Here is a 24967-nt window from a genome sequence, read left to right on the forward strand (position 1 = left end):
CGGCCCGCCCAGCCTCCCCGGCTGCACGATTTTCGAAAATCGTGCACAACCCGCATCAAAACCCCAGGACTGCTCTCAACTTTCGAAAGTTGAGAGCAGACCCCTCCACAAAGACGCCATCCACTGGCAACGCTGACGTCACTTCCATGTCGCGGACTGTTCAAAAACCGGGGCTACTTTCGAACGCGCACTGCAAGTTTTCTAACGCGTTGAAGGATGTTTTCTGTGTCCCGTTCCCGTTTCCGCGCGGCGACCGTTCTGCCGGTTTCCGCTGCTCTTGTCCTGTCCGGATTCGCTGTCCCGGTTGCCTTTGCGGCCGACGGCACCCAATTCATCGTGATCAACGAGGTCGAGGCCAACGGCTCCCCGGACTGGGTTGAGCTGGCCAACACCAACCCGAACGAGGACATCGACATCTCCGGCTGGTCGATCCTGGACGACGATGACACCCACACGCCGATCGTCATTCCGGACAACACCAAGATCGAGTCCGGCGGCTACTACGTCATCCACACGAAGGATCAGACCCCGGACGGCTCCGCAGGTTTCGGCCTAGGCGGCAAGAAAGACCAGGTCCGCCTCTTCGACACAAACAAGCAGCTTATCGACGAAACCAGCTGGGACTTCCCCGACAAAGCCGATTCCACCTGGGGCCGCATCCCAGACATGACTGGTGATTTTGCTATCACTGGTGAGGCCACCAAGCAGCTGAAGAACAAGGGCGCTGCCGGCGAAGAGGAACAAGATGCTCCTGAGCAGGCGGTCGAGCCGTGGCCGTACGACCAGGTCTACAACGTCGACCTCGGCGGCGATTTCTCCGGTGAGGACATGTCTGGAGTGGACTTCGACGAGAATGGCCGCGCGTGGGTGGTCAACAACGGCACTGGCAAGCTCTACGCCCTCGACTACGACAAGGCAGCCAAGAAGTACACGCTTGCCGGCACGTGGACGCTGAAGTACGCCGACGGCACGGGCACCCTGGACACTGAGGGCGTCACCGTTGGCCCGGATGGTGCGATTTACGTGGCCACCGAGCGCAACAACGATGACAAGAAGGTCTCCCGCCCGTCTGTCCTTCGCTTCGAGGTTCAAGAGGGGCAGGAGGAGCTCAAGGCCACGGCCGAGTGGAACCTCAAGGACGTCGTCGGCGATATCAAGCCGAACTCTGGCCTGGAAGCGATCTCCTACATCCCGGAGCAGAAGCTCTTCGCCGTCGGCGTCGAGGCTGATGGCAAGGTCTACTTCCTTGGCCTGAAGGAAAACGGCACGTTTGAGCTCAAGCAGACCTACCAGTCGCCGTTCGCGGGTGTGATGGCGCTGGATTACCGCCAGCAGGAAAAGCAGCTCCGCGTGCTTTGCGACGAAGCCTGCGACGGCCAGTCCATCCTCCTTGCCCACAACGGCACTGAATTTGCCCCAGCATCCGAGATTCAGGCGCGCCCGGCTGAGTTTGCAAACTTTGCCAACGAGGGCTTTGGTTCGTTCACCTCCACCGGCGAGTGCGTTGCTGGCAAGGCAGAGGAGATCACTCGTTTCCTCTGGGCCGATGACGGTGTGACCGGCGGAATCTCCCTGCGTGGTGCGGAGAATGCGAAGACGGTTGATTGTGAGGCCGTCGATAAGCCGAACCTCGGCGCCATCATCGGTGCTGTCTTTGGTGCGCTGCTCGCATTCGTGGCTGGTCTGCTGTCTGCGGCGCCTATCGCGAAGTGGGCACACGATAACTTCAACATCAAGTTGCCTTTTTAAGCACATAAAAAGCGCTTAAAAAATAGCGTTGGCCTGCCGATTTGTGTCTTTTATGTAAGACAGGTTAATCTTTCAAAGGCTTCAAACGAGCGGCCAACGCTTAAGAGGCTTAAGCCCCCTTAGCTCAGTCGGCAGAGCGTCTCCATGGTAAGGAGAAGGTCAACAGTTCGATTCTGTTAGGGGGCTCTGTTTTTTGCTGGTAACAGCAATCAACATGGCGGTGTAGCTCAGTGGTAGAGCAAGCGACTCATAATCGCTGTGTCGCGAGTTCAATTCTCGCCATCGCTACTCATCTACCCGGTTTCGGTCGGGAGGATGTGCTCGCCCTCCCAAGAGCGCACGAGTGTTCATGGTAGGGTTGGCGTACTGTTTTGCAGTAAGCCAAAGGGGCGTGGCGCAATTGGTAGCGCAACGGTCTCCAAAACCGTAGGTTGCAGGTTCGAGTCCTGTCGCCCCTGCCATATAGACCCAAGTCGAGGAGAGCTGTGACTGAGAACCAGCCAGGCCGGAATGCCGCAAAGCCCACTGGCAAGCGTCAGATGAGCGGTGCATCGTCCGTCACCTCTGAGTCCTACGAAGAAAAGCGCGCTCCGGCCACCACTCCGGAAGATAAGTCCACCACCGGTAATGGTGCAGCGGCTTTCCCGGGTGAAGTTGTGCAGGAGATGCGCAAGGTCGTCTGGCCGACCAGCCAGCAGATGCTGAACTACACGCTTATCGTGTTCGGCTTCCTTATTGTCATGACGGCCCTGGTGTGGGGCGTGGACAAGGGTGGAGCCTGGCTAGTTGAGCAAATCCTCGTCCGGTAGGTATAATCACGCACTAGAAAAACATCCCGCCGCCCTGAACTCAGGGTAAGGCGGGATCAGTTTTTGGATGAGCGCTGTAGGCTGGGCGCCATATTCACTTCCACTAACTCACAGCCCCCGACGTATAAGGAGCGGTCATGGCAGACGATCAGTACAGCGAGGAAGTCGCCCAGGAAGTCATCCAGGAGCAGGAGGCTGACATGGTCAGCGACGGTGGCGCCGTAGAGGAGTCCACCGATCCGGAAACCCAATCAACGGAAGCAGCTGTCGCTGAGGCTGAGGCTGCTCTGGGTGGGGAGCCGGAGGAAAGCGCTGATGCTGAGTACAAGGCTCGCCTGCGCAAGTACACCCGTGAGCTGAAGAAGCTGCCGGGCCAGTGGTACATCATCCAGTCCTACTCGGGCTACGAGAACAAGGTGAAGACCAACCTGGATATGCGTATCCAGACCCTCGAGGTGGAGGATTCCATCTACGACGTGGTTGTGCCGATTGAGCAGGTAGTGGAGCTCAAGGATGGAAAGCGCAAGATTGTGAAGCGCAAGCTTCTGCCGGGCTACGTCCTCGTGCGCATGGACATCAATGACGCAGCGTGGTCTGTGGTTCGCGGTACCCCGGGCGTGACCTCCTTCGTGGGCAACGAGGGCAATGCCACCCCAGTCAAGCACCGCGATGTGGCGAAGTTCCTCATGCCGAAGGAAGCGCCTGTTGAAGGTGAAGAGACGAAGGTCAGCCCGGAGGGCGAGACCGTCATCGCTATGCCGGAGCAGGAGGAAGCGCCGAAGGTCGCGCACGACTTCAAGGTCGGCGAGGCTGTCACGATTCTCTCCGGCGCGCTGGCTAGTGTCTCCGCAACCATCAATGAGATTGATCCGGAGACCGGCAAGATCCAGGCACTCGTGTCCATCTTCGGCCGCGAGACCCCGGTGGAGCTCACCGCCGACCAGATCGAGCGCATCATGTAGCGCTCCGCTCCCTTTGCGCATGAAGACCCGGCTCCGGCTGGGTCTTTTGCGATTTGGGGGTGGGTGCCCCAGTGACATACACTTATCGATCGTGCCTGCCACAGGTAGGTGCGTGATAAACGTTCATCCCCGGTTGCTGGGTTACGCCCGGAATCCGGAAGGATACAGCTAAACATCGTGGCTGCATCCTGTACCAAGGAAATGAGGTAATTCGATGGCTAAGAAGAAGGTCACCGGCCTGATCAAGCTGCAGATTGAAGCTGGTATGGCTAACCCGGCTCCGCCGGTTGGTCCGGCTCTGGGTGCGCACGGTGTGAACATCGTTGAGTTCACCAAGGCGTACAACGCCGCAACCGAGTCCATGCGCGGCAACATTGTCCCGGTGGAGATCACGGTCTACGAAGACCGCTCCTTCGACTTCATCCTGAAGTCCCCGCCGGCATCCAAGCTGCTGCTCAAGGCCGCTGGTATCCAGAAGGGCTCCGGTGTTCCGCACACTGACAAGGTCGGTTCTGTGACCTGGGATCAGTGCAAGGAGATCGCTGAGACCAAGAAGGCAGACCTCAACGCTCGTGACATCGAGGCAGGTGCGGCGATCATCGCTGGCACCGCTCGTTCCATGGGCATCGAAGTGAAGAAGTAAAAACTTCTTTCCCGTGGTAGGGCCGGGTCAGGCCCGCACCACATTCCCTACATCACTTTTAAGGAATCAACATGGCCAAGAAGCAATCTAAGAACTACGCCGCACAGCTGGCGAAGGTCGACCGCACCAACCTGTACTCCCCGCTCGAGGCAGTCAAGCTGGCTAAGGAGACCGCGTCCGAGAAGTACGACGCAACCATCGACGTTGCAATGCGTCTGTCCGTCGACCCGCGCAAGGCCGACCAGCTGGTCCGCGGCACCGTCAACCTGCCGAACGGCACCGGTAAGACCGTCCGCGTCGCTGTCTTCGCTGAGGGCGAGAACGCAACCAAGGCTCAGGAGGCTGGCGCTGACATCGTCGGTTCTGACGAGCTGATCGAGCAGATCAACGCTGGCAACATCGATTTCGATGTTGCTATTGCTACCCCGGATCAGATGGCTAAGGTCGGCCGCGTTGCTCGCGTCCTCGGCCCGCGTGGTCTGATGCCGAACCCGAAGACCGGTACCGTTACCCCGGACGTCGCTAAGGCTGTTGCTGACTCCAAGGGCGGCAAGATCGCCTTCCGCGTGGACAAGGCTTCCAACCTGCACGCCATCATCGGCAAGGCTTCCTTCACCCCGGAGCAGCTCGCTGAGAACTACGGCGCTCTCCTGGATGAGGTCCTGCGTCTGAAGCCGTCTTCCGCTAAGGGCATCTACCTGAAGAAGGTCACCGTCTCTGCTACCCAGGGCCCGGGCGTCCCGGTTGACCCGTCGGTGCAGAAGAACTACACCGAGGCTTAAGCCACTTCGGCTGGCCCGACTAGCCCCGCCGCGCTCCCAGTGAGGGAGTGTCGGCGGGGCTTCTTGCTTTTCGACGGTGCGTTTCCTAGTCGCATTGGGGCCATTTGCTGTGCACCATTTTCGAAAGTTCAGGGCAGTCCTGGGATTTTGATGGGGGTTGTGCACCATTTTCGAAAATCGTGCACAACCGACCCATAGTGACGGACCGACAACGAACACTATTTGAAAACGATTACCACCAAATGTGGGTGACCTTTCAAGGCGATATGAAAACGGTTCCCATTTGCAGTACATTGACGCGAAGTTAATTAGGGAAAAGTGAAAAGGGGCCCTTCGTGTCGCACTTGAAAACATTGGTGGTTATGGCGTGCGCGTTTCTCGCGATGGCGCTTGGTGCCGGCCCAGCACACGCGGCGGATGTGGTGCTGGACCGTGGTCACGTGGACGTGTTCCATGTCGCTGCCGATGGCAGCCAGCTGAAGTTGGCTCTGCGCGAGGATGTCACTGGCCAGCACGTGGTGCATGACCCGGCGAATGTGACGCTCACGGTGGGGGAGAACACTCGCACGGAGGATACGGCCCAGGTGGCGGAGATCGGTACCGGCGGCTACTACCTGCCCCAAACACAGGAGAGTGACAGGTTGTGGCCGGGCTGGGACACCAATGATGTGAAGCAGGGTGGGTTCAGCGCAGTGGACATCACCATCACCGACATCAATGGTCCCGGCGATGTGTGGCTGTTCCAGCAGAAGGGCTTTGGTGGGGTGGAGCCGGTGTTTTCTGGCGGCGAGTTCACCATGAAGCCAGGCAGCGTTATCGCACAGGCGGAGCCGTCCCACGTGCATGCCAGCTGGTTGTTCACTGAGCCCGGTAACTACACCATGAAGGTGAAGGCCTCGGCGGGTGGCACGGAGTCCAATGAGGCGACGTACACGTGGCAGGTTGGAGGTGCATCGAGCGGCTCCGAGAAGAAGTCTGATCAACCTCAGCCGGTGGCGGCCTCGCAACAGTCGGCGACGCAGAAGCAACAGCAAGCAGCCCCAGCGCCGGCAGCAAACAGCGGAAGCGCCGGCAACACCGGCACCACACAGAAGTGCTCCCCAGGACTTCTGCCGCGGGTGAAAGACGATAGGACGTCCCCGGCCACGTGGAAGGACCCGGCGAGCTTGAGCTTCGGCCTGGGCAACGAGGCCAAGGCACGGTTGCCGCAGGCGATCGGCCCGGTGCCGGCCGGTGACGTGTGGATGATCGGTTCCGTCCAGCAGGCCGGTGTGCCGTGGCTGGGTGCGAATACTCAGCACCCGTCGCTTTTGCAGCACACCACCGGTGAGGTGACGTGGACGATCACGGGCTTCAACGGCCCTGGTCCGATGGCGGTGTTCACCCAGGGTGGCCTGGGCCAGGTCGTGGGTGAAGAGTGGTTCCGCGCGGCGAATGGCAAGGCGCAGGGATCGCACACGATTCCGGCGAATACACATGTGCACCCGTCATGGGTCTTCGGTAAGCCGGGCACGTACAAGGTCACCGTCACGCAGACTGCCAAGACGAAGAGCGGACAGACGGTGTCCGGCGCGGCCACGCTGACGTTCGTCGTGGGCGGCCAGGGCAATGCGAATAACGGTCACTTTGATTTCGGCGCGCTTTACGACGATCAGGCCAACTGCGGCTCCGGCCCCGCTAGCGGGACCGGCGGGGCAGGAGGGGCCGGCGGGGCATCCGGCGCAAGCAGCACCGGCGGTGGCAGCCTGGCGGATACGGGCATGTCCATCATGACCATTCCGTTCGCGATCCTGGGGCTTGGTGTCCTGGTGTTCGGCGCGGGCATGGTGCGGGTGTCTAGGAAGCTCTTCGGATGATCCGACACGAGGTACCCCGTGCGCTTGCGGCGCTGGGGTTAGTAGGGGCGCTTGCGGGCTGCGCCGTCCAGGGGACGGCGGCTGAGGCAGGCGGCGGGAAGACGCGGGTGGTGGCCACGACGTCGATACTCGCGGACATCGTCGGCAATGTTGCCGGGGATGCGGCAGAGGTGACCGGACTCATCCCGCCTGGCGCGGATGCACACAGTTATGAGTTAGGCCTGCGCGCGGTGCGCGATATTGCGTATGCGGACGTGGTGTTCACCAATGGTCTGCTGCTGGAGCCGCAGCGCCTGACCCGGACGGTGGACACGACGGTGCCGGAGGGCACACGGGTTGTGCCGGTGGCGGAGCGGGCGGAACGGCATGGTTTTCAGCCGCGGTTGCTCGTCGAGGATGCAGGCCTGGATGCCCCATGGTTGGGCCTTCGCGTGGCGGTGCCGGAGCAAGATAAAGCGGCGGTGCCTAAGACAGCAGTGGCGGATATCTCGTTGAAGCACATCGACGGTCCCGGGGACATGGCAGCCTACATCGTGGGCACTTTTGGCACTCCGGAGCTGCTGTTCAACTCCGCGGATGGGTTGGATGAAAAGGACCAAACGACGCTGCCCATCGACGCCCACACCCACGTCAGCTGGGCATTCTCTGAACCAGGTGTGTACACGATCACGGTGGGTGCCACCGCGCGGGCGGACATCAATGCTGAACCGACTCCGCTGAAAGACCAGACATTCACCATCGCCGTGGGCGTGAATCCGCATGAGGTGCTCCCCGGAGCGGACGTGATTACCGGTGGGCACGTGGATATCACCGCGGAGTTCGGTGCGGATTACCACGGCTCGATTGGGCTGTTGGGGGATGCGCCGGGGGAGGGGGAGACGTCGATAAGCCATGCTTACGAGCGCGCGGTGATCGCTGTGCCGAGCGCGACGCTGCAAGAGGTCCCCGCGGGGCGCGAGTACCGCTTCCTGGGCAATCCTGGCGATGAGACGTATCTGCTGCCGCAGGCGGTGCTGGGCAAGCATGTGCACGGTGAATACGATCCGCATTTTTGGCACGACGTGAACGCCGTGAAGGCCGTGGTGAACCTCGTGCGCGATGAGCTGAGCGCGGCTGATCCGGCGCACAGTGCGCAGTACAGCACGAATGCGGAGCATTATGTGGAGCTTCTCGACGCCCTCAATGCCGACGTCAAAACCACCCTGGATCAGATCCCGCAGGATCAACGCAACCTCGTGACCACGCATGACGGCTATGGCTACCTCGCGGACGCGTATGGGCTGAACCTGGCTGGTTATGTCACACCGAACCCATCGCAGGAGCCGAGTCCGCGCGACATTATTGCGCTGACGCGCACGCTGGAGAACCTCCATGTCCCCGCGGTGTTCCTGGAACCGGCAGCGGAGGGTGCACCGAGCGATCTTGTCCAAGTCGCTGGCCGTTTAGGCGTCAAAGTGTGCACGATCCGCGGTGATTCGCTGGACCCGCCAGGCGGTGGGCAGGCGCATTCCTATATCGACTTCATGCGCGCTAACGCCCAGTCTTTGTCCACTTGTTTATCCGAAACGAAAGAAAAACCATGAAACTTCGCACCATCATTGCTACCCACCTCACCGCCGTTGCCCTCGGTGGGGTGATGCTTGCCGGCGCGCCGGAGGCGTTGGCCCAGGCAACGAATTCTGATCCGGCTCTCCAGCAGGTTGTGGAGGACAGTGAACGCATCGCCCCGTTGGGGGAGAAGGCCGTGATCTCCGCGGGCCATGCGGACCTGGGGCCGCTGTATGTGGACGGGCAACTGCAGCTCATGGTCAGGGATGACTCCAACGTTCCGCCGGTGTGGCGCCACCTCGAAGACGTGGTCTTTGATGTGTCGGATGCCGCCCAGCAGACGCTGCCGGAGGGCAGTGATTTTGATTTCACTGGCGCCAAGGGTGGGGACAGCGTATGGGTTGTTCCGCAGAATGAGGTCCAGGGCGTGCCGTGGCTGGGCTGGAACACGCAGTCGCCGAAAGTGGTGGACACGACTGACCGTGGTGTGAACCTGGAATTCGGCGGGCATGAGGGCGACGGTGATTTCTCCGTGTTCCTGCAGGCTGGCGGTTTCTCCCAGCCGCAGCAGCTGTGGAACTCGCGCCTGCCGGGCAACCAGCCGATGTGGGTGGAGCTGAACACGCACACGCACGCGAACTGGGTGTTCACCAAGCCGGGCGTGCACCTCGTTGGTGTTCGCGTTGTGGTGAAAGACAAGGACGGGGTGGAGCACGTCAACGAGCAGGTGCTGCGCTTCGCCGTCGGTGATGGCACCGATCCGCAGCAGGCAGCCTCCGCAACGTTTGAGGGGCCGTGGCGCGGGGCAGAAAGCACTGAGGACGGCCAAGCGGCCGAGCAGGGAAGCGGCTCGTCCACTTTGTGGGTGCTCGGTGGGATTGTGCTGGCGGCCGTTGTCGTCGGTCTGCTGAGCGCTGCTGCTGTGCGCCGCGCCCGCGCTGCCCGCGATGAGGCTCTCGCTGAGATCGGTGAGGATGACTAATGCAGCATGACAGGGAAGAGCCCGTGCTCGTGGCGGAGGGACTAGGCGTTGATTATGGCCCGGCCACCGTGTTCAAAGACGTCGGGCTGACAGTGCGCGCCGGGGAGTTTGTTGGTCTGCTCGGGCCGAATGGCGCGGGTAAGACCACGTTCATGCGCGCGCTGTTGGGGCTGGTCAAGGCTCATTCCGGCGTGGTTGAGGTTGCTGGTCTTCGCGGGAAGAAGCTCCGGGACGCAGTCGGTTATGTCCCGCAGCGTCACTCGGTGGCGTGGGACTTTCCCATCGACATCTACTCGATGGTGCTCAGCGGCCGCCTCAGCCTGCGCCCCTGGTGGCGCCCCGCCAGCCGCGAGGACCACATCGCCGCAGCCCACGCGATCAAGCGGGTGGGGTTGTGGGGGTTGAGGGGGAGGCCCGTCGAAAAGCTATCAGGCGGTCAGCGTCAACGCGTGCTCGTTGCGCGTGCGCTGGCGCGTGAACCGGAGCTTTTGCTTCTCGACGAACCCTTCACCGGCCTTGACATCCCCACCACCGAACAATTGTTGGAGCTTTTCCGCGAGCTGGTGGACAGTGGTGTGGCCGTGGTGATGTCCACGCACAATATTTCTGAGGCGGTGTATTCCTGCGACCGGTTGATCCTGTTCAACCGCGGCATTGTTGCCGATGGCGGCCCGGAGGAACTCGCGGACCCGCAGCCGTGGTCGGCGACCTTCGGTGTGGACCCGCACTCGCGGTGGCTCGCCGGGATTGGCCTGGATTTTGCTGCTGGAGGTGCTCATGCCTGAGATCAGTTTTGTTCAGTTCCTGATTGACCTGACCAACCCGCAGCTTGGTTTTCTGCCGCGCGCTCTCGTGGTGGCGGTGATCGCCGCGGTCGTGTGCGCAGTGGTGGGCTGCTACGTGGTGCTGCGTGGCATGGCTTTCATCGGTGATGCGGTGGCGCACGCTGTGTTCCCCGGTCTCGCAGTGGCCTTCGCGTTGCAGGTATCCGTGCTTCTCGGCGGGGCAGTGGCGGGCATGACGGTGGCGGTGTTGATCGCGGTGTTCTCGCAGCGAGAACGGGTGAAGGAAGACACCGTGATCGGCATTTTCTACGCGGCTGCTTTTGCGCTTGGCCTCGTGATCATCTCCCGCGTGGAGGGCTACACCGCCTCGCTGACGTCGTTCCTTTTTGGTTCGCTGACCGGTGTGTCGGAGCGGGACATGTGGGTCTCGGCGGTCGCCGGGATCATCATCGTGGCGCTCATGCTCGTGCTTCGTCCGTGGTTGACAGTGGTGAGCCTGGACCGGGAGACCGCCCGCGCCATGAACCTGCCCGTATTCGTTTTGGACCTGCTGCTGTACCTGGCGGTCACCACGGCGGTGGTGATCTCCGTACGCACCATAGGCAACATCCTCGTTGTTGCTCTCCTGGTCACTCCGGCAGCCACGGCGCGGATGTTCACCGACAAGCTCGGCGTGATGATGGCGCTCGCTGCCGGCACCGGCATCGCCGGTTCCGTCCTCGGCGTGTGGCTCTCCTGGGCCTATGACACCCCAACCGGAGCCACCGTGGTGCTCTGCCTCACTACTTTCTTTGTGCTCAGCTGGCTCTTCTCACCCCAGCAAGGGCTGGCCACTGAGCGCTTCCGCCGACGTGTTCCTACCCAAGAATCTCTGAAGGACTCATGATGACTTCACCGACTCATACCTCCGCTCCCCGCCGCGCAACTGCCGCAGTGGCAGCCGCGCTCCTGGTTGCTGGCAGTGCCTTGGGTGGTGCCAGCGCTGCTTATGCGGCTGACACGACGAATACGCACCGTCCCGGTGATGCGGGCTTTGGCGTGGACCTACCCGCCGGCACCACGATGACAACCACGAAGGGCACGGAGGTGACCCACCCCTGCGCGGGCCGCAAGCTGCTGTACCACTCGCACGTGGATGCGCTCTACGGCACCCGCGACGGGCAGGGTGCGCTCTCAGTCATGGCGGTGGATGGCCAGTCCGTGGTGCCCATGGATGACGTGTGCTTCCGCCTGGCGCCGGACGCGGATGAGGACGGGGGTGAGGTCAGCCGCATCACCGTCCCCGACTCCGAGGCGCTGTCCTTCCTGGGTAAACCCGGCGACATCGTGTGGACGGCCCCGCAGTCCGTCAGCTTCTTTGACCAGTGGCGGCCGATCTGGGCGGGCCTTGGCGCCTTCGACCCCAACCATGAGCTGGACGGGCAGATCCCCACCAATTTCACCGACGACCTCATGTACTTCGACCTCAAGGACTTCTCCGGCCCCGGCGACATGAACGTCTTCTTCGCCGGCGCGGGCGGTGCCGGGGATGTGGAGCACGTGTTCAACAGTGTGGATGACTCCAAGCACAGTATCGACTACGAGGTGGGTGCGCACGGCCACTTCACCTGGACCTTCACTAAACCAGGCATCTACGCCACCACCTGGCAGGGTCGCGCGGAACTCACCGACGGCACCCAGGAACTTACCGAGCCCGTCACCCAGTACTGGCTCGTGGGCACCGATGAGCAGGCCGGCCTGCCAGAGGGGACGACGACGGAGCTTCGCCCCATCACCAAACCGTTGGCACCCGTGGACACGCCCGCGCCGGCACCAGAACCAGAACCGTCACCCGACCCCGCGCCGGGCACCCCGCCCCGCCTGCCCCATGCAGGGGAGAAGTGCCACGCGGCAAAGGCGCTGGCCGGTAAGCCGGACACGATCATCACCCAAGGTCACCTCGACATCGCCCTCGTCGGCGGCGGGGAGAAGCCCACCACGTTCGAGCTTCTCGACGGCTCCAACCCCTCCAACACCATCTCCCGCCCCAGCGGCACATTCGCCCTCACCGTCCCCGACGCGGCGAAGGTGGAACTGCCCGACAAGGTCCGCGCGACCCTGCCTGGCAAACCGGGCGTGCTGTGGTCCCTGCCCCAGTCACAGAAGCCAAACATGCCGTGGCCAGGCTTTTCGACGGACCACCTCGCCCCCGGCACCCTCCCCGAAGGCAGCACCGTCACGGTGTCTATCAGTGACTTCACCGGCCCTGGCCGGATGCTCGCGTGGCATGAATCTCTCGGCGGCCTCAAGATCGCCTTTGATTCCCACGACCGCAGTCACGTGATCAAGTATCCGGCACGCTCCCACGACCACATGGCCTTCGGCTTTGACAAGCCCGGCTACTACACGGTGCAGTTCAACGTCGCCGGTGAAACCGCGACGGGGGAGAAGATCGACCACACCATCGACGTGCCCTTCCTCGTCGGCGACAAAACCATCGACGCCGCCCAAGCGCACAAGGCCGCCGGCTACGCCGATCTGGGCAACGCGGACGAGCTGTGCGCTGGGCAGTCCACGCCGTCCGATCCGTCCGATCCGTCCATCCCATCGGCGCCCTCCGTCGCGAGCCCCTGGACCCCGCAGTCCATCGGGCTGCTGACCGGCGCCATCCAGAAATTCGGCAAGACTCTCGACAGCACCCTCAACGCCGCCACCCCGCAGCAGAGCAAAACCAAGGACAACACCAAGGGCAACACCAACAAGAGCAGCACCAAGAAGCAGGCAGCACAGCCCGCGCCGGGCACGACGCAGAAAGCGGCAGCAGCTCCGGCTGCAGCTCCCGCTCTTGGCTCGCAGCCTGCTGCTGCAGGCGGCCACGTTGACCAGCCTGCCGCAGTCGCTGACGCCGAGGGCGTCGCCGATGCAGTCGAAGATGCCGCGCCAGCTGGGGTTGGGGAAGAAGGGTCGCCGATCAAATCGTCGATAAGCGGAATGACCGTGCCAGATGACGACCCTGACCATGTGGAAGGCGCGGGCGCTCTGGCCTCGCTCACGGCGGGCGGATTCTGGTCCGGGCTCGCGCTCGGCGTGGGAGTCATGGCGCTGATCGGTGGCATCGTGCTGTTTGATGCAGCGCGGCGACTGGTTAAGGATTTGGAGAAAGCCAAGGGGAAGCGTTAAAGTACTCAACCGAAGTTTGAACGGGTTTTACCCGAGCTCAAGTTTCACCGAAGACCGTCGGTCATCTACCTAAAAGGTAGATCGAAGGATCCCACCCAGGGATCGGCCCACGCAGGAGAAACGTGGCACCTTTCGCGCAACATGCGCACTGCCTCGTGCTTCTGCACGGGGCAATTTTTATTGCTCCGGGCGGACAAGACATGAAGTAATGGGAAGGAGGCGTGTGTTATGGCAAACCCGAAGAACGTTGCGGAGCTCAAGGCTCTCAAGGAGAAGTTTGAGGCATCTTCCGCTGTCTTCCTCACCGAGTACCGTGGCCTGACCGTTGGTCAGCTGCAGCAGCTGCGCGGTGATCTGGGATTTGATGTTGAACTGCACGTCGCCAAGAACACCCTCGTGAAGATCGCTGCTAACGAGCAGGGCATCGAGGGTCTCGATGATCTTCTCACCGGCCCGACCGCCGTTGCCTTCATTCAGGGCGACGCATCGGTTGACGCTGCGAAGGTGATGAAGAAGTTCGCCAAGGAGAACGACAAGTTCATCCTCAAGGGCGGCTACATGGACGGTAACCCTCTCGACGCAGCCCAGCTGGACGCTGTCGCAGAGATGGACAACCGCGAGACCACTCTGGCCAAGCTTGCTGGTGCATTCCAGGGTTCTCTGGCAAAGGCTGCAGGCCTGTTCCAGGCTCCGGCCTCCAAGACGGCACGACTCGTTGCCGCACTGCAGGACAAGCAGGGCGACGCCGCTTAAGGCAAGCCCACCACAAACACACTTACAAGTCGGCCACATGGCCGCATAAAGAAAGGAAGCCACAATGGCTAAGCTCACCAAGGACGAGCTCATTGAGCAGTTCAAGGAAATGACCCTCATCGAGCTCTCTGAGTTCCTGAAGGAATTCGAAGAGGTCTTCGACGTGACCGCTGCTGCTCCGGTTGCAGTTGCTGCTGCTCCGGGCGCTGCTGGCGGCGACGCTGCAGCTGCTGAGGAGAAGGACGAGTTCGACGTCGTTCTCGAGGACGCTGGCGACAAGAAGATCGGCGTGATCAAGGTTGTCCGCGAGATCGTTCCGGGCCTCGGCCTGAAGGACGCCAAGGAGATGGTTGAGGGCGCACCGAAGGCCATCCTCGAGGGCGCTAACAAGGACGACGCTGAGGCTGCAAAGGCCAAGCTGGAAGAGGCTGGCGCAAAGGTCACCCTCAAGTAAGCGCGTCTTAGCATCATGCCCCTGCCGTTTGGCGGGGGCATTTTTGCTTTTGTGGGGGGTGGCGCTGTGGTGGGGGGTGGTGGTGTCGCTTACCCTCTGCAACATTTTTGAAAATCGAGCACAACCCCCATTAAAAGACCAGGATTGCTACATACTTTTGAAAATCGTGCACAACTAGGTAGCCCTGGGGTGGCCCGCCGGCTAGTCCCGGCGTTCGCACGCGACGGACTCCCCGAAGTGCTACAGAAAACCACTATTTCCGCAGGGCGGACTACGAACTCCGGGGAGTTGATCGCGGTGGCCCCTTAACACCCCCAGGCTCCAAGCCCGTAAACTCGCTGGCATGCTTCCAAAGTCCCGTATTCTTTCTGCTCTCCTCGTTGGCCTGGGTTTGGCGTTGGTGGCGGCGGCGTTGGCGGCACCGGCTTTCTTGAATGGTGATGCGCGGTTCCCGCTGGACTTGGAGAAGACGACGTGGACGTTGAAGGACCCGCAGGCGAAGGTGGGGGAGGACACCACCGCGGTGACGCGGCAGTTGCACATGACGGTGCAGAACCCGGCCACGGACAAGGTGGTGGCGCTGCGTATTGGGGATACGTTGCGGCGGGAGGATAAGGGCGATGACCTGGAGAATCTGATTTCGGCGGCGACGTGGTCGTTGGAGATGGACAGGAAGACGGGGGAGTTTGTGAAGCCGGCGAAGCTGAGCACCGTGATGGTGATGCCGGAGGAGGTCTTCCCGGCGGAGGGGGTGTGGCTGAAATTCCCGTCGAATGTGCAGCAGCAGGACTATGAGGTGTTTGAGCCGACGCTGCGCAAGGCCGTCCCAGCGGCGTTCACCGGTGAAGACGAGATTGGTGGACGGACGGTGTACACCTTCGAGCAGAAGGTGGAACCGGTGAATGTGGCCACCCTTTATACCGATATGACGAACACGATCACGGCCCCGCCGGAGCAAGGGGGAGAGCAGGCGTTCTTGCACCATGAGGCCACGCGGACGTTTGCGGTGGACCAGGTCACGGGCGTGGTCGTGGGGATGACGGAAAAGGTGGACGATTACTACGCGGACCGTGATGGGAACCGGGTGCAAGAGGTTGTGTCCTATGACGCGGCGATGGATGAAGCGCAACAGATTGGGCTGGCAGAGCAGCTGACGGATGTGACGCAGGATGTGTCCCGCACGGTGACGTGGGTTGTTATCGGCCTGGGTGGGGTGCTGGTGCTGCTGGGTCTGGCTGGGGCATTTCGGCCGGGTGGTGGCGGCGCAAGGGGCGGCCGCCAGAAGCCAGACCGGAAACTCGACGCGTAACACGCCGAGGGGTTGCGGCCCTTTCGGGATTGGGTGGTAAGGTTCCACGCGAAAGTGACGGTATGACGGCGGGCCGATAAATCGGTCCTGCTGAGCGCTTTACAAACGGCAGTGGGGGGTATAAGCTGTCTCCTTGCGCTGGAAGCCGTCGCCGGTGCCCAAAAATAAACCTTGGAGAAACGATTGAGAAATCGATTTGACAAGGTGGTTTTGTGCTTTTTAGGGGACGGGGCTTCCACTATGAAAGAAATGCTATTTATCCAGCGGGAATGCTTACATATAGCGCCGTATGTAAGACCCGCGTGAGGTGCTGGAAGGACCCATCTTGGCAGTCTCCCGCCAGACCAAATCGGTGGCCACTATTCCCGGAGCTCCGGAGCGTTACTCGTTCGCTAAGATCGACGAGCCTATTGCTTTGCCCGGACTCCTTGATGTTCAACTTGAATCCTTCGCCTGGCTCGTCGGCACGTCGGAATGGCGTGAGCGCCAAGCTGCCGAGCGTGGGGATGATGCCCGCATTACGTCGGGCCTCGAGGACATCCTCGAGGAGATCTCCCCGATCCAGGACTACTCCGGCAACATGAGCCTGTCTCTGTCTGAGCCGCGCTTCGAAGACGTGAAGTACACGATCGACGAGTGCAAGGACAAGGACATTAACTACTCCGCACCGCTCTACGTGACGGCGGAGTTCATTAACAATGACACCCAAGAGATTAAGTCTCAGACCGTCTTCATCGGCGATTTCCCGCTGATGACGGACAAGGGCACGTTCATCGTCAACGGCACGGAGCGCGTTATTGTCTCCCAGCTGGTGCGTTCCCCGGGTGTGTACTTCGACGAGACGATCGATAAGTCGACCGAGCGTCCGCTGCACGCCGTGAAGGTGATCCCTTCCCGTGGTGCGTGGCTGGAGTTTGACGTCGATAAGCGTGACACGGTTGGTGTGCGCATTGACCGTAAGCGTCGTCAGCCGGTGACCGTGCTGCTGAAGGCACTGGGCTGGACTGAGGCGCAGATCAAGGAGCGCTTCGGCTTCTCCGAGATCATGATGTCCACGCTGGAGAACGACGGTGTGGCAAACACCGACGAGGCTCTGCTGGAGATTTACCGCAAGCAGCGTCCAGGCGAGCAGCCGACGCGTGACTTGGCGCAGTCCCTGCTGGAGAACGCGTTCTTCCAGCCGAAGCGCTACGATCTCGCGCGCGTGGGTCGCTACAAGGTCAACCGCAAGCTGGGTCTGGGCGGTGACCACGACGGTGAACTGACGCTGACGGAAGAGGACATTGCTACCACGCTGGAGTACCTCGTGCGCCTGCACGCTGGTGAGCGTGAGATGACCTCCCCGGAGGGTGTGGTCATTCCGATCAACACCGATGACATTGACCACTTTGGTAACCGTCGTCTGCGCACCGTGGGCGAGCTGGTGCAGAACCAGGTGCGTGTTGGTCTGTCCCGTATGGAGCGCGTGGTCCGTGAGCGCATGACCACCCAGGATGCGGAGTCCATCACTCCGACCTCCCTGATCAACGTGCGTCCGGTGTCCGCAGCGATCCGCGAGTTCTTCGGTACCTCGCAGCTGTCCCAGTTCATGGATCAGAACAACTCCCTGTCTGGCCTGACTCACAAGCGTCGTCTGTCGGCTCTTGGCCCGGGTGGTCTGAGCCGTGAGCGTGCCGGTATTGAGGTGCGAGATGTGCACCCGTCTCACTACGGCCGCATGTGCCCGATTGAGACCCCGGAAGGCCCGAACATTGGTCTGATCGGTGCTCTGTCTTCTTACGCACGCGTGAACCCGTTCGGCTTCATTGAGACGCCGTACCAGAAGGTCGTTGACGGTAAGGTCACGGACCAGATTGATTACCTCACCGCTGATGAAGAAGACCGTTACGCCATCGCTGAGGCAGCTATTGCCCGCGAAAAGGACGGCACCATCACCGAGGAGCGTATTGAGGTCCGTCTGAAGGACGGCGACATCGGCGTCGTTGGCGCAAACGGCGTTGATTACATTGACATCTCCCCGCGTCAGATGGTGTCCGTGGCTACGGCGATGATTCCGTTCCTCGAGCACGATGACGCTAACCGTGCCCTCATGGGTGCGAACATGCAGAAGCAGGCTGTGCCGCTGCTACGTTCTGAGGCTGCATACGTGGCCACCGGTACGGAGATGCGTGCTGCGTACGACGCAGGCGACATCGTCATTGCCAAGAACGGCGGTGTGGTCCAGGACGTTTCCGGCGACGTGATCACCATCTACGAAGATGATGGCCACCAGGAGTCCTACCTGCTGCGCACCTTCGAGCGCACCAACCAGGGGACCTGCTACAACCAGACGCCGATTGTGTCTGCGGGTGACCGCGTTGAGGCTGGCCAGGTCATCGCTGATGGCCCGGGCACCAAGAACGGTGAGATGGCTCTGGGTACCAACCTGCTCGTGGCATTCATGCCGTGGGAAGGCCACAACTACGAGGACGCCATCATCCTGAACCAGCGTGTGGTGGAGCAGGACATCCTGACCTCCGTGCACATTGAGGAGCACGAGATTGATGCTCGTGACACCAAGCTGGGTGCTGAGGAGATCACGCGCGAGATCCCGAACGTCTCCGAGGACGTGCTGAAGGACCTGGACGAGCGCGGCATCATCCGCATCGGTGCAGATGTCCGTGACGGCGACATCCTCGTGGGTAAGGTCACCCCGAAGGGTGAGACCGAGCTGACTCCGGAAGAGCGCCTGCTGCGCGCCATCTTCGGTGAGAAGGCTCGTGAGGTCCGCGATACCTCCCTGAAGGTTCCGCACGGTGAGCAGGGCAAGGTCATTGCTGTTCGTCGCTTCTCCCGTGAGGACGATGATGATCTGAGCCCGGGCGTGAACGAAATGATCCGCGTCTACGTTGCTCAGAAGCGCAAGATCCAGGACGGCGATAAGATGGCCGGCCGCCACGGCAACAAGGGTGTTGTGGGCAAGATCCTGCCGCAGGAAGACATGCCGTTCATGGCTGACGGCACCCCGGTGGACATCATTCTGAACACCCACGGTGTGCCGCGTCGTATGAACATCGGTCAGGTCCTTGAAGTCCACCTCGGTTGGCTGGCTAAGGCTGGCTGGACCGTGAACCCGGATGACCCGAAGAACGCGAAGCTGCTGGAGACCCTGCCGGAGCACCTCTACGACGTGCCGGCTGACTCCCTCACCGCAACCCCGGTGTTCGACGGTGCGACTAACGATGAGATTGCTGGCCTGCTGGCTAACACCAAGCCGAACCGTGACGGTGACGTGATGGTGGATGAGAACGGCAAGACCATGCTGTTCGACGGCCGCTCGGGCGAACCGTTCAAGTACCCGATTTCTGTCGGCTACATGTACATGCTCAAGCTGCACCACCTCGTGGACGAGAAGATTCACGCTCGTTCCACTGGTCCGTACTCCATGATTACGCAGCAGCCGCTGGGCGGTAAGGCCCAGTTCGGTGGCCAGCGCTTCGGCGAGATGGAGGTGTGGGCAATGCAGGCATACGGTGCTGCCTACACCCTGCAGGAGCTGCTGACCATCAAGTCCGATGACGTGGTGGGTCGTGTGAAGGTCTACGAGGCCATCGTGAAGGGCGATAACATCCCGGATCCGGGTATTCCGGAGTCCTTCAAGGTGTTGCTCAAGGAGCTTCAGTCGCTGTGTCTGAACGTGGAGGTTCTGTCCACGGATGGCACGCCGATGGAGCTCTCCGGCGACGATGACGAGTATGACCAGGCCGGATCCTCTCTGGGTATCAACCTGTCCCGTGATGAAGGGTCTGCGGCTGATACGGCGTAGGTGAGACGTCGATAAGCAATTGCTTATCGACGCCAACCTCAAAGCAACTAGAACTCATAAAAACTACTGAAAAGGAACTTTTACGTGTTTGACGTAAACCTCTTCGATGAGCTCCGCATCGGCCTGGCCACTGCAGACGACATCCGCCGCTGGTCCCACGGCGAGGTCAAGAAGCCGGAGACGATTAACTACCGCACGCTGAAGCCGGAGAAGGATGGCCTCTTCTGTGAGCGCATCTTCGGCCCGACCCGTGACTGGGAGTGCTCCTGCGGTAAGTACAAGCGCGTCCGCTACAAGGGCATCATCTGTGAACGCTGTGGCGTTGAGGTGACCAAGTCCAAGGTGCGCCGTGAGCGCATGGGCCACATCGAGCTGGCTGCTCCGGTGACGCACATCTGGTACTTCAAGGGTGTGCCGTCCCGCCTGGGCTACCTGCTGGACCTGGCTCCGAAGGATCTTGAGCGCATCATTTACTTCGCCGCCAACATCATTACCTCTGTCGACGAGGAGGCACGTCACAATGACATGTCCACCCTCGAGGCTGAGATGATCCTGGAGAAGAAGGAAATCGAGCAGGACACCGAGGCTGATATTGCTGAGCGTGCCCAGAAGCTCGAGGAAGACCTCGCCGCACTGGAGGCTGAGGGCGCTAACGCGTCCGCACGCAAGAAGGTGCAGAACGCTGCTGATAAGGAAATGCAGCACATGCGCGAGGCTGGCGAGCGCGAGATCGAGCACCTGGACGAGATCTGGAACACCTTCATCAAGCTCGCTCCGAAGCAGATGATTATTGACGAGAACCTGTACGAGGAACTCGTTGACCGCTACGAGGATTACTTCACCGGCGGCATGGGCGCTGAGGCAATCCAGACCCTCATCCGCAACTTCGACCTGGACGCTGAGTCTGAGGAACTGCGCACCATCATCGCTGAGGGCAAGGGCCAGAAGAAGGTCCGTGCTCTCAAGCGCCTGAAGGTTGTCGCTGCTTTCCAGCGCTCCGGCAACGATCCGGCTGGTATGATCCTGGACGCTATCCCGGTGATCCCGCCGGAGCTGCGCCCGATGGTTCAGCTCGACGGTGGCCGCTTTGCTACCTCCGACCTGAACGACCTGTACCGTCGCGTGATCAACCGCAACAACCGTTTGAAGCGCATGATCGATCTGGGTGCTCCCGAGATCATCGTGAACAACGAGAAGCGCATGCTGCAGGAATCCGTTGACGCACTCTTCGACAACGGCCGCCGTGGTCGTCCGGTCACTGGTCCGGGTAACCGTCCGCTGAAGTCCCTGTCTGACTTGCTGAAGGGTAAGCAGGGCCGCTTCCGCCAGAACCTGCTGGGTAAGCGCGTGGACTACTCCGGTCGTTCCGTGATTATCGTTGGTCCGCAGCTGAAGATGCACGAGTGTGGTCTGCCGAAGCTGATGGCTCTCGAGCTGTTCAAGCCGTTCGTGATGAAGCGTCTGGTGGACAATGACTACGCGCAGAATATCAAGTCCGCGAAGCGCATGGTTGAGCGCCAGCGCCCAGAGGTGTGGGATGTCCTCGAAGAGGCGATTGCTGAGCACCCGGTGCTGCTGAACCGTGCACCGACGCTGCACCGCCTGGGTATTCAGGCCTTCGAGCCGGTGCTGGTTGAGGGTAAGGCTATCCAGCTGCACCCGCTGGCATGTGAGGCGTTCAACGCTGACTTCGACGGTGACCAGATGGCTGTTCACCTGCCGCTGTCCGCTGAGGCGCAGGCTGAGGCCCGCATTCTCATGCTGTCCTCCAACAACATCCTGTCCCCGGCATCCGGTAAGCCGCTGGCTATGCCGCGCCTGGACATGGTCACCGGCCTGTACTTCCTCACCATGGAGAAGGGCGAGGGCGAGATCGGCGGCGAGGGCGCTTACGCACCGGCCGACGAGAACGGCCCGGAGCGCGGTACCTACACCGACCACCGCGAGGCCATCATGGCCTACGACCGCGGCGTGCTTGGTCTGCAGGCACCGATCAAGGTGCGCATCAGCCACCTGCGTCCGACCGTGGAGATCGAAGCAGAGCAGTTCCCAGACGGCTGGGAGAAGGGCCAGACCTGGACCGCGGAGACGACTCTTGGCCGCATCATGTTCAACGAGATGCTGCCGTTCAACTTCCCGTACCAGGAAGGCGCCATGGTCCGTAAGGGCGGCGGCGCTGGCAAGGTGCTGCTCGGCGACATCATCCAGTCGATGGTGGACAAGTACCCGATGATCACCATCGCCCAGACGATGGACAAGCTGAAGGACGCTGGCTTCTACTGGGCCACCCGCTCCGGCATCACCATCGCCATGTCTGACGTTCTGGTTCTTCCGAACAAGGAAGAAATCCTGGAAGAGTACGAGCGCGAGGCAGCGACCATTGAGCGCAAGTTCTGGGAGAAGGGTGCTCTCACCGAAGAGAACCGCTACGACCGTCTGGTCGAGCTGTGGCAGGACGCCACCAACAAGGTGGGTCAGGCTGTTGAGGACCTGTACCCGGACGACAACCCGATTCCGATGATCGTGAAGTCCGGTGCTGCCGGTAACATGCGCCAGATCTGGACCCTGGCCGGCATGAAGGGCATGGTCGTGAACTCCCGCGGTGAGTACATCACCCGTCCGATCAAGACCTCCTTCCGTGAGGGCCTGTCCGTGATGGAGTACTTCAACAACTCCCACGGTTCCCGTAAGGGTCTGGCCGATACGGCTCTGCGTACCGCTGACTCCGGTTACCTCACCCGTCGTCTCGTCGACGTGGCCCAGGACGTCATCGTCCGCGAAGAGGACTGTGGCACCCACCAGGGCGTCAAAGTCCCGGTTGCCGTCGCAAGCTCGGGCAACGACAAGAAGTTCGCCCGCCACGACCTCGTGGAGACCTCCGTGTCCGGCCGCGTTCTGGCCGCTGATGCTGCTGACGTAAACGGCAACGTTGTCGTCGCTGCTGGTGAGGACCTCTCCGAGGAGCGTATCGACGCACTCGTGGACGCCGGCATCACCGAGGTCAAGGTCCGCTCCGTGCTGACCTGCCAGACGCCGACCGGTGTGTGTGCGAAGTGCTACGGCAAGTCCATGGCCACCGGCAAGCTGGTGGACATCGGCGAGGCCGTGGGCATCGTCGCTGCACAGTCCATTGGTGAGCCGGGTACCCAGCTGACCATGCGTACGTTCCACCAGGGTGGTGTCGGTGGCGATATTACCGGTGGTCTGCCGCGTGTTCAGGAGCTGTTCGAGGCACGTGTGCCGAAGAACTGCGCCCCGATCGCGTCCGTCGCCGGTGAGATCTCCCTGTCCGATGAGGGCAACTTCTGGACCCTGACCATCCACCCGGAGGACGGCTCCGATGACGTGGTCTACGAGAAGCTGTCCAAGCGCCAGGGCCTGGCCCAGGTGCGTCGCCCGATGGAGTCCAACCCGGACGCCATGATCGAGCGTTCCCTCAAGGACGGCGACAAGGTCCAGGTCGGCGACCGCCTCCTGCGCGGTGCTGCTGATCCGCACGACGTGCTGGAGATCCTCGGCCGTCGCGGTGTGGAGAAGCACCTTATCGACGAAGTGCAGGCCGTGTACCGCACCCAGGGTGTGTCCATCCACGACAAGCACATCGAGATCATCATCCGCCAGATGCTGCGCCGCGGCACCGTCATCGACGCGGGCTCCACGGAGTTCCTCCCGGGCACCCTCGTGGACCTGTCCGAGGCACGCCAGATCAACGGGCAGGCTGTGGCCGAGGGCGGCGAGCCGGCAGAGCTCCGCTCCGAGATCATGGGTATCACCAAGGCCTCCCTGGCAACCGAGTCCTGGCTGTCCGCCGCCTCCTTCCAGGAGACCACCCGTGTGCTCACGGACGCCGCTATCAACAAGCGCTCCGATAAGCTGATCGGCCTCAAGGAGAACGTGATCATCGGTAAGCTGATCCCGGCTGGTACCGGTATCTCCCGCTACCGCAACATCTCCGTCAAGCCGACGGAGGCCGCACGTTCCGCCGCCTACTCGATCCCGACCTTCGGCGATTCGATCTACGGCGACGAAGGCTACGGCGAGTTCACCGGCGCATCGGTGCCGCTGGACGAGTACGGCTTCGAGCAGTACTAATCCCTAGCCCCTGGTCGGCCCTCCCTCCCGCACACCGCGGGGGAGAGGGTCGGCTTTGTTTTGCGCCTAGGGTGCGTTCGAGAAATCTCACACCACCACAATTGCCACCTGGGGAGACAGAAATCCAAAACCCGAAAATGGTCAGAAATATCGACGGGTATCCGGGCTCTGCACTAATGCAGACGCGCATCCCTTGCGGCGCGGACCACGCCGACTCCACCCATGACAGCGGCACCGCGGATACGGAGGGTGGGGGCGTTCGGCGGCAGGTCACTCATAAGCACTGTGCACGACGGGTGATCTTCGATGCCGAAGCCGCCCATGATTCCGTTGCCCTCGCTGATCACGCGCACGTCCTCCGGGACGATGATTTCTATGCCGGCCATGATGGCAACAGCAGTGACCACCGTTTCTTGGGCGGACAGCTTTGCATGCCGCAGGTCAATTTCGTTGCCGCCCATCGTGGTGAAGGAGTAGTGGTGCGGCGCGATCTGCCAGGGTCCTCTACGTGAGGACCCGCCCATCACGGACAGCGTGAACCGCGCCCCGCCGGTTGTCGGCACGACAGCGGGGGAAGAGTCCATCAACACCGTGGACTCTGGCACGGACAGGTCAGCCGTGAGTGCCTCGAGCTCATCCGCATACGTCACGTGCCACAGCTGCTTATTCCGCTCGTCAAACTCGGCGATAGTCAGCTGCCCGTCCGCTAAAGCCTTGGACAACAGGTCGGCCGTTGCCTCCCGTGCACTGCCGGAAACCCGCTTCCGTGGAAGATTTTCGTCTGCTCGTTCAATCTCAGTGGGCATGCCTCAATTTTATACCCGTTGCGCAGAGTTCTCTCTGCGTGCAAAGTGCCCGCCGCGCACCCACAGGTTTTTGCTTATCGACGTTTCCCTTACCCCACGCCCGTCCCTCTCCCAGCGAGTAGGGGCTCATTGATAGCGCCTACCGGATACGAGCAAGCCAGGCCACATCGTGATGTCCAAGCTCGACGGTGACACGGGTAAACCACTTACTGGCCAGTCCGCTTGGTTCACGCTGCAGCGCGTGGAGAAGCTCGGGACTCAGACTTCTTGTGAGAAGAATGTTCCCGAACTCGACGGGTGATGTGCCGTGGCTGATTCGGATGTTGATCTTCGGTGGACTGTCATTGTTGCTGGGCATGTACTTTGCCAGAAGTGTGATGTCTAGGGACTTTTTGGACACGGAGTCCAGGAGGTTTTTGGATGGGATGTCTAGTAGCTTTTTGGACGGTTACGGCGGTGGAATAGCCGGATGT

The 24967-nt window shown here is 61.4% G+C and carries 18 protein-coding genes and 3 tRNA genes; 20 read left to right on the forward strand and 1 reads right to left on the reverse strand.

What is annotated here, in order from left to right:
* The first annotated feature begins 225 nt into the window (after positions 1-225).
* The 19 genes from L8U60_RS10300 (at position 226) to L8U60_RS10390 (ending at position 23688) form a co-directional block, all read left to right on the forward strand.
* The gene (locus L8U60_RS10300) at positions 226-1749 is read left to right on the forward strand and encodes a lamin tail domain-containing protein (RefSeq protein ID WP_269966288.1); all 1524 of its coding nucleotides are present in this window, start codon (positions 226-228) and stop codon (positions 1747-1749) included.
* A 113-nt stretch (positions 1750-1862) separates the two neighbouring features.
* Positions 1863-1935: transfer RNA gene (locus L8U60_RS10305), tRNA-Thr, on the forward strand.
* A gap of 30 nt (positions 1936-1965) precedes the next feature.
* Positions 1966-2037, forward strand: a tRNA-Met gene (locus L8U60_RS10310).
* A 97-nt stretch (positions 2038-2134) separates the two neighbouring features.
* Positions 2135-2210 (forward strand) — tRNA-Trp (locus L8U60_RS10315).
* Positions 2211-2234: 24 nt separating this feature from the next.
* Positions 2235-2558, forward strand: a complete 324-nt coding sequence (gene secE, locus L8U60_RS10320; protein ID WP_269966289.1) for a preprotein translocase subunit SecE — start codon at positions 2235-2237, stop codon at positions 2556-2558.
* Between the two features lie 137 nt (positions 2559-2695).
* Positions 2696-3520: a transcription termination/antitermination protein NusG gene (gene nusG, locus L8U60_RS10325; RefSeq protein ID WP_269966290.1), complete on the forward strand. Its 825-nt coding sequence runs from the start codon at positions 2696-2698 to the stop codon at positions 3518-3520.
* A gap of 214 nt (positions 3521-3734) precedes the next feature.
* Positions 3735-4163 carry a 50S ribosomal protein L11 gene (rplK, locus tag L8U60_RS10330; RefSeq protein WP_269966291.1) on the forward strand — a complete coding sequence of 143 codons (429 nt, stop codon included), beginning with the start codon at positions 3735-3737 and terminating at the stop codon, positions 4161-4163.
* A 71-nt stretch (positions 4164-4234) separates the two neighbouring features.
* Positions 4235-4945, forward strand: a complete 711-nt coding sequence (gene rplA / locus L8U60_RS10335) for a 50S ribosomal protein L1 (RefSeq protein WP_269966292.1) — start codon at positions 4235-4237, stop codon at positions 4943-4945.
* A gap of 335 nt (positions 4946-5280) precedes the next feature.
* The gene (locus tag L8U60_RS10340; protein WP_269966293.1) at positions 5281-6801 is read left to right on the forward strand and encodes a TIGR03773 family transporter-associated surface protein; all 1521 of its coding nucleotides are present in this window, start codon (positions 5281-5283) and stop codon (positions 6799-6801) included.
* On the forward strand, positions 6798-8384 hold the full coding sequence (locus tag L8U60_RS10345; RefSeq protein ID WP_269966294.1) for an anchored repeat ABC transporter, substrate-binding protein: 1587 nt from the start codon (positions 6798-6800) through the stop codon (positions 8382-8384). Before L8U60_RS10340 ends, L8U60_RS10345 begins: the two co-directional genes overlap by 4 nt.
* A complete protein-coding gene (locus L8U60_RS10350) occupies positions 8381-9331 on the forward strand; it encodes a choice-of-anchor M domain-containing protein (protein ID WP_269966295.1) in 951 nt (316 codons plus the stop codon). Before L8U60_RS10345 ends, L8U60_RS10350 begins: the two co-directional genes overlap by 4 nt.
* Positions 9331-10116, forward strand: coding sequence for an anchored repeat-type ABC transporter ATP-binding subunit (locus L8U60_RS10355; RefSeq protein ID WP_269966296.1), 786 nt, complete (start codon positions 9331-9333; stop codon positions 10114-10116). The genes L8U60_RS10350 and L8U60_RS10355 overlap by 1 nt, the downstream gene beginning before the upstream one ends.
* Positions 10109-11002 (forward strand): anchored repeat-type ABC transporter permease subunit, encoded by an 894-nt coding sequence (locus tag L8U60_RS10360; RefSeq protein WP_269966297.1) that lies wholly within the window; start codon positions 10109-10111, stop codon positions 11000-11002. The genes L8U60_RS10355 and L8U60_RS10360 overlap by 8 nt, the downstream gene beginning before the upstream one ends.
* Positions 11002-13275: a choice-of-anchor M domain-containing protein gene (locus L8U60_RS10365; RefSeq protein WP_269966298.1), complete on the forward strand. Its 2274-nt coding sequence runs from the start codon at positions 11002-11004 to the stop codon at positions 13273-13275. Before L8U60_RS10360 ends, L8U60_RS10365 begins: the two co-directional genes overlap by 1 nt.
* 228 nt (positions 13276-13503) lie before the next feature.
* On the forward strand, positions 13504-14028 hold the full coding sequence (rplJ, locus tag L8U60_RS10370; protein ID WP_269966299.1) for a 50S ribosomal protein L10: 525 nt from the start codon (positions 13504-13506) through the stop codon (positions 14026-14028).
* 64 nt (positions 14029-14092) lie between these two features.
* Positions 14093-14482: a 50S ribosomal protein L7/L12 gene (gene rplL / locus L8U60_RS10375; protein ID WP_269966300.1), complete on the forward strand. Its 390-nt coding sequence runs from the start codon at positions 14093-14095 to the stop codon at positions 14480-14482.
* A gap of 343 nt (positions 14483-14825) precedes the next feature.
* A complete protein-coding gene (gene pgfA, locus L8U60_RS10380) occupies positions 14826-15791 on the forward strand; it encodes a cell envelope lipid trafficking protein PgfA (RefSeq protein WP_269966301.1) in 966 nt (321 codons plus the stop codon).
* 307 nt (positions 15792-16098) lie between these two features.
* A complete protein-coding gene (rpoB, locus tag L8U60_RS10385; RefSeq protein WP_269966302.1) occupies positions 16099-19596 on the forward strand; it encodes a DNA-directed RNA polymerase subunit beta in 3498 nt (1165 codons plus the stop codon).
* Positions 19597-19680: 84 nt separating this feature from the next.
* The gene (locus L8U60_RS10390; RefSeq protein WP_269966303.1) at positions 19681-23688 is read left to right on the forward strand and encodes a DNA-directed RNA polymerase subunit beta'; all 4008 of its coding nucleotides are present in this window, start codon (positions 19681-19683) and stop codon (positions 23686-23688) included.
* A 173-nt stretch (positions 23689-23861) separates the two neighbouring features.
* Here the strand turns inward: L8U60_RS10390 and L8U60_RS10395 are convergent, their stop codons facing one another.
* Complete coding sequence (locus L8U60_RS10395; protein WP_269966304.1) at positions 23862-24494, reverse strand: DUF1707 SHOCT-like domain-containing protein; 633 nt, start codon at positions 24492-24494, stop codon at positions 23862-23864.
* Between the two features lie 172 nt (positions 24495-24666).
* Between L8U60_RS10395 and L8U60_RS10400 the strand changes: the two genes are divergently transcribed.
* Positions 24667-24795 carry a hypothetical protein gene (locus L8U60_RS10400; protein WP_269966305.1) on the forward strand — a complete coding sequence of 43 codons (129 nt, stop codon included), beginning with the start codon at positions 24667-24669 and terminating at the stop codon, positions 24793-24795.
* Positions 24796-24967 lie beyond the last annotated feature (172 nt).

Origin of the sequence: Corynebacterium meitnerae (assembly GCF_027570075.1) — a bacterium.
GTDB lineage: Bacteria > Actinomycetota > Actinomycetes > Mycobacteriales > Mycobacteriaceae > Corynebacterium > Corynebacterium meitnerae.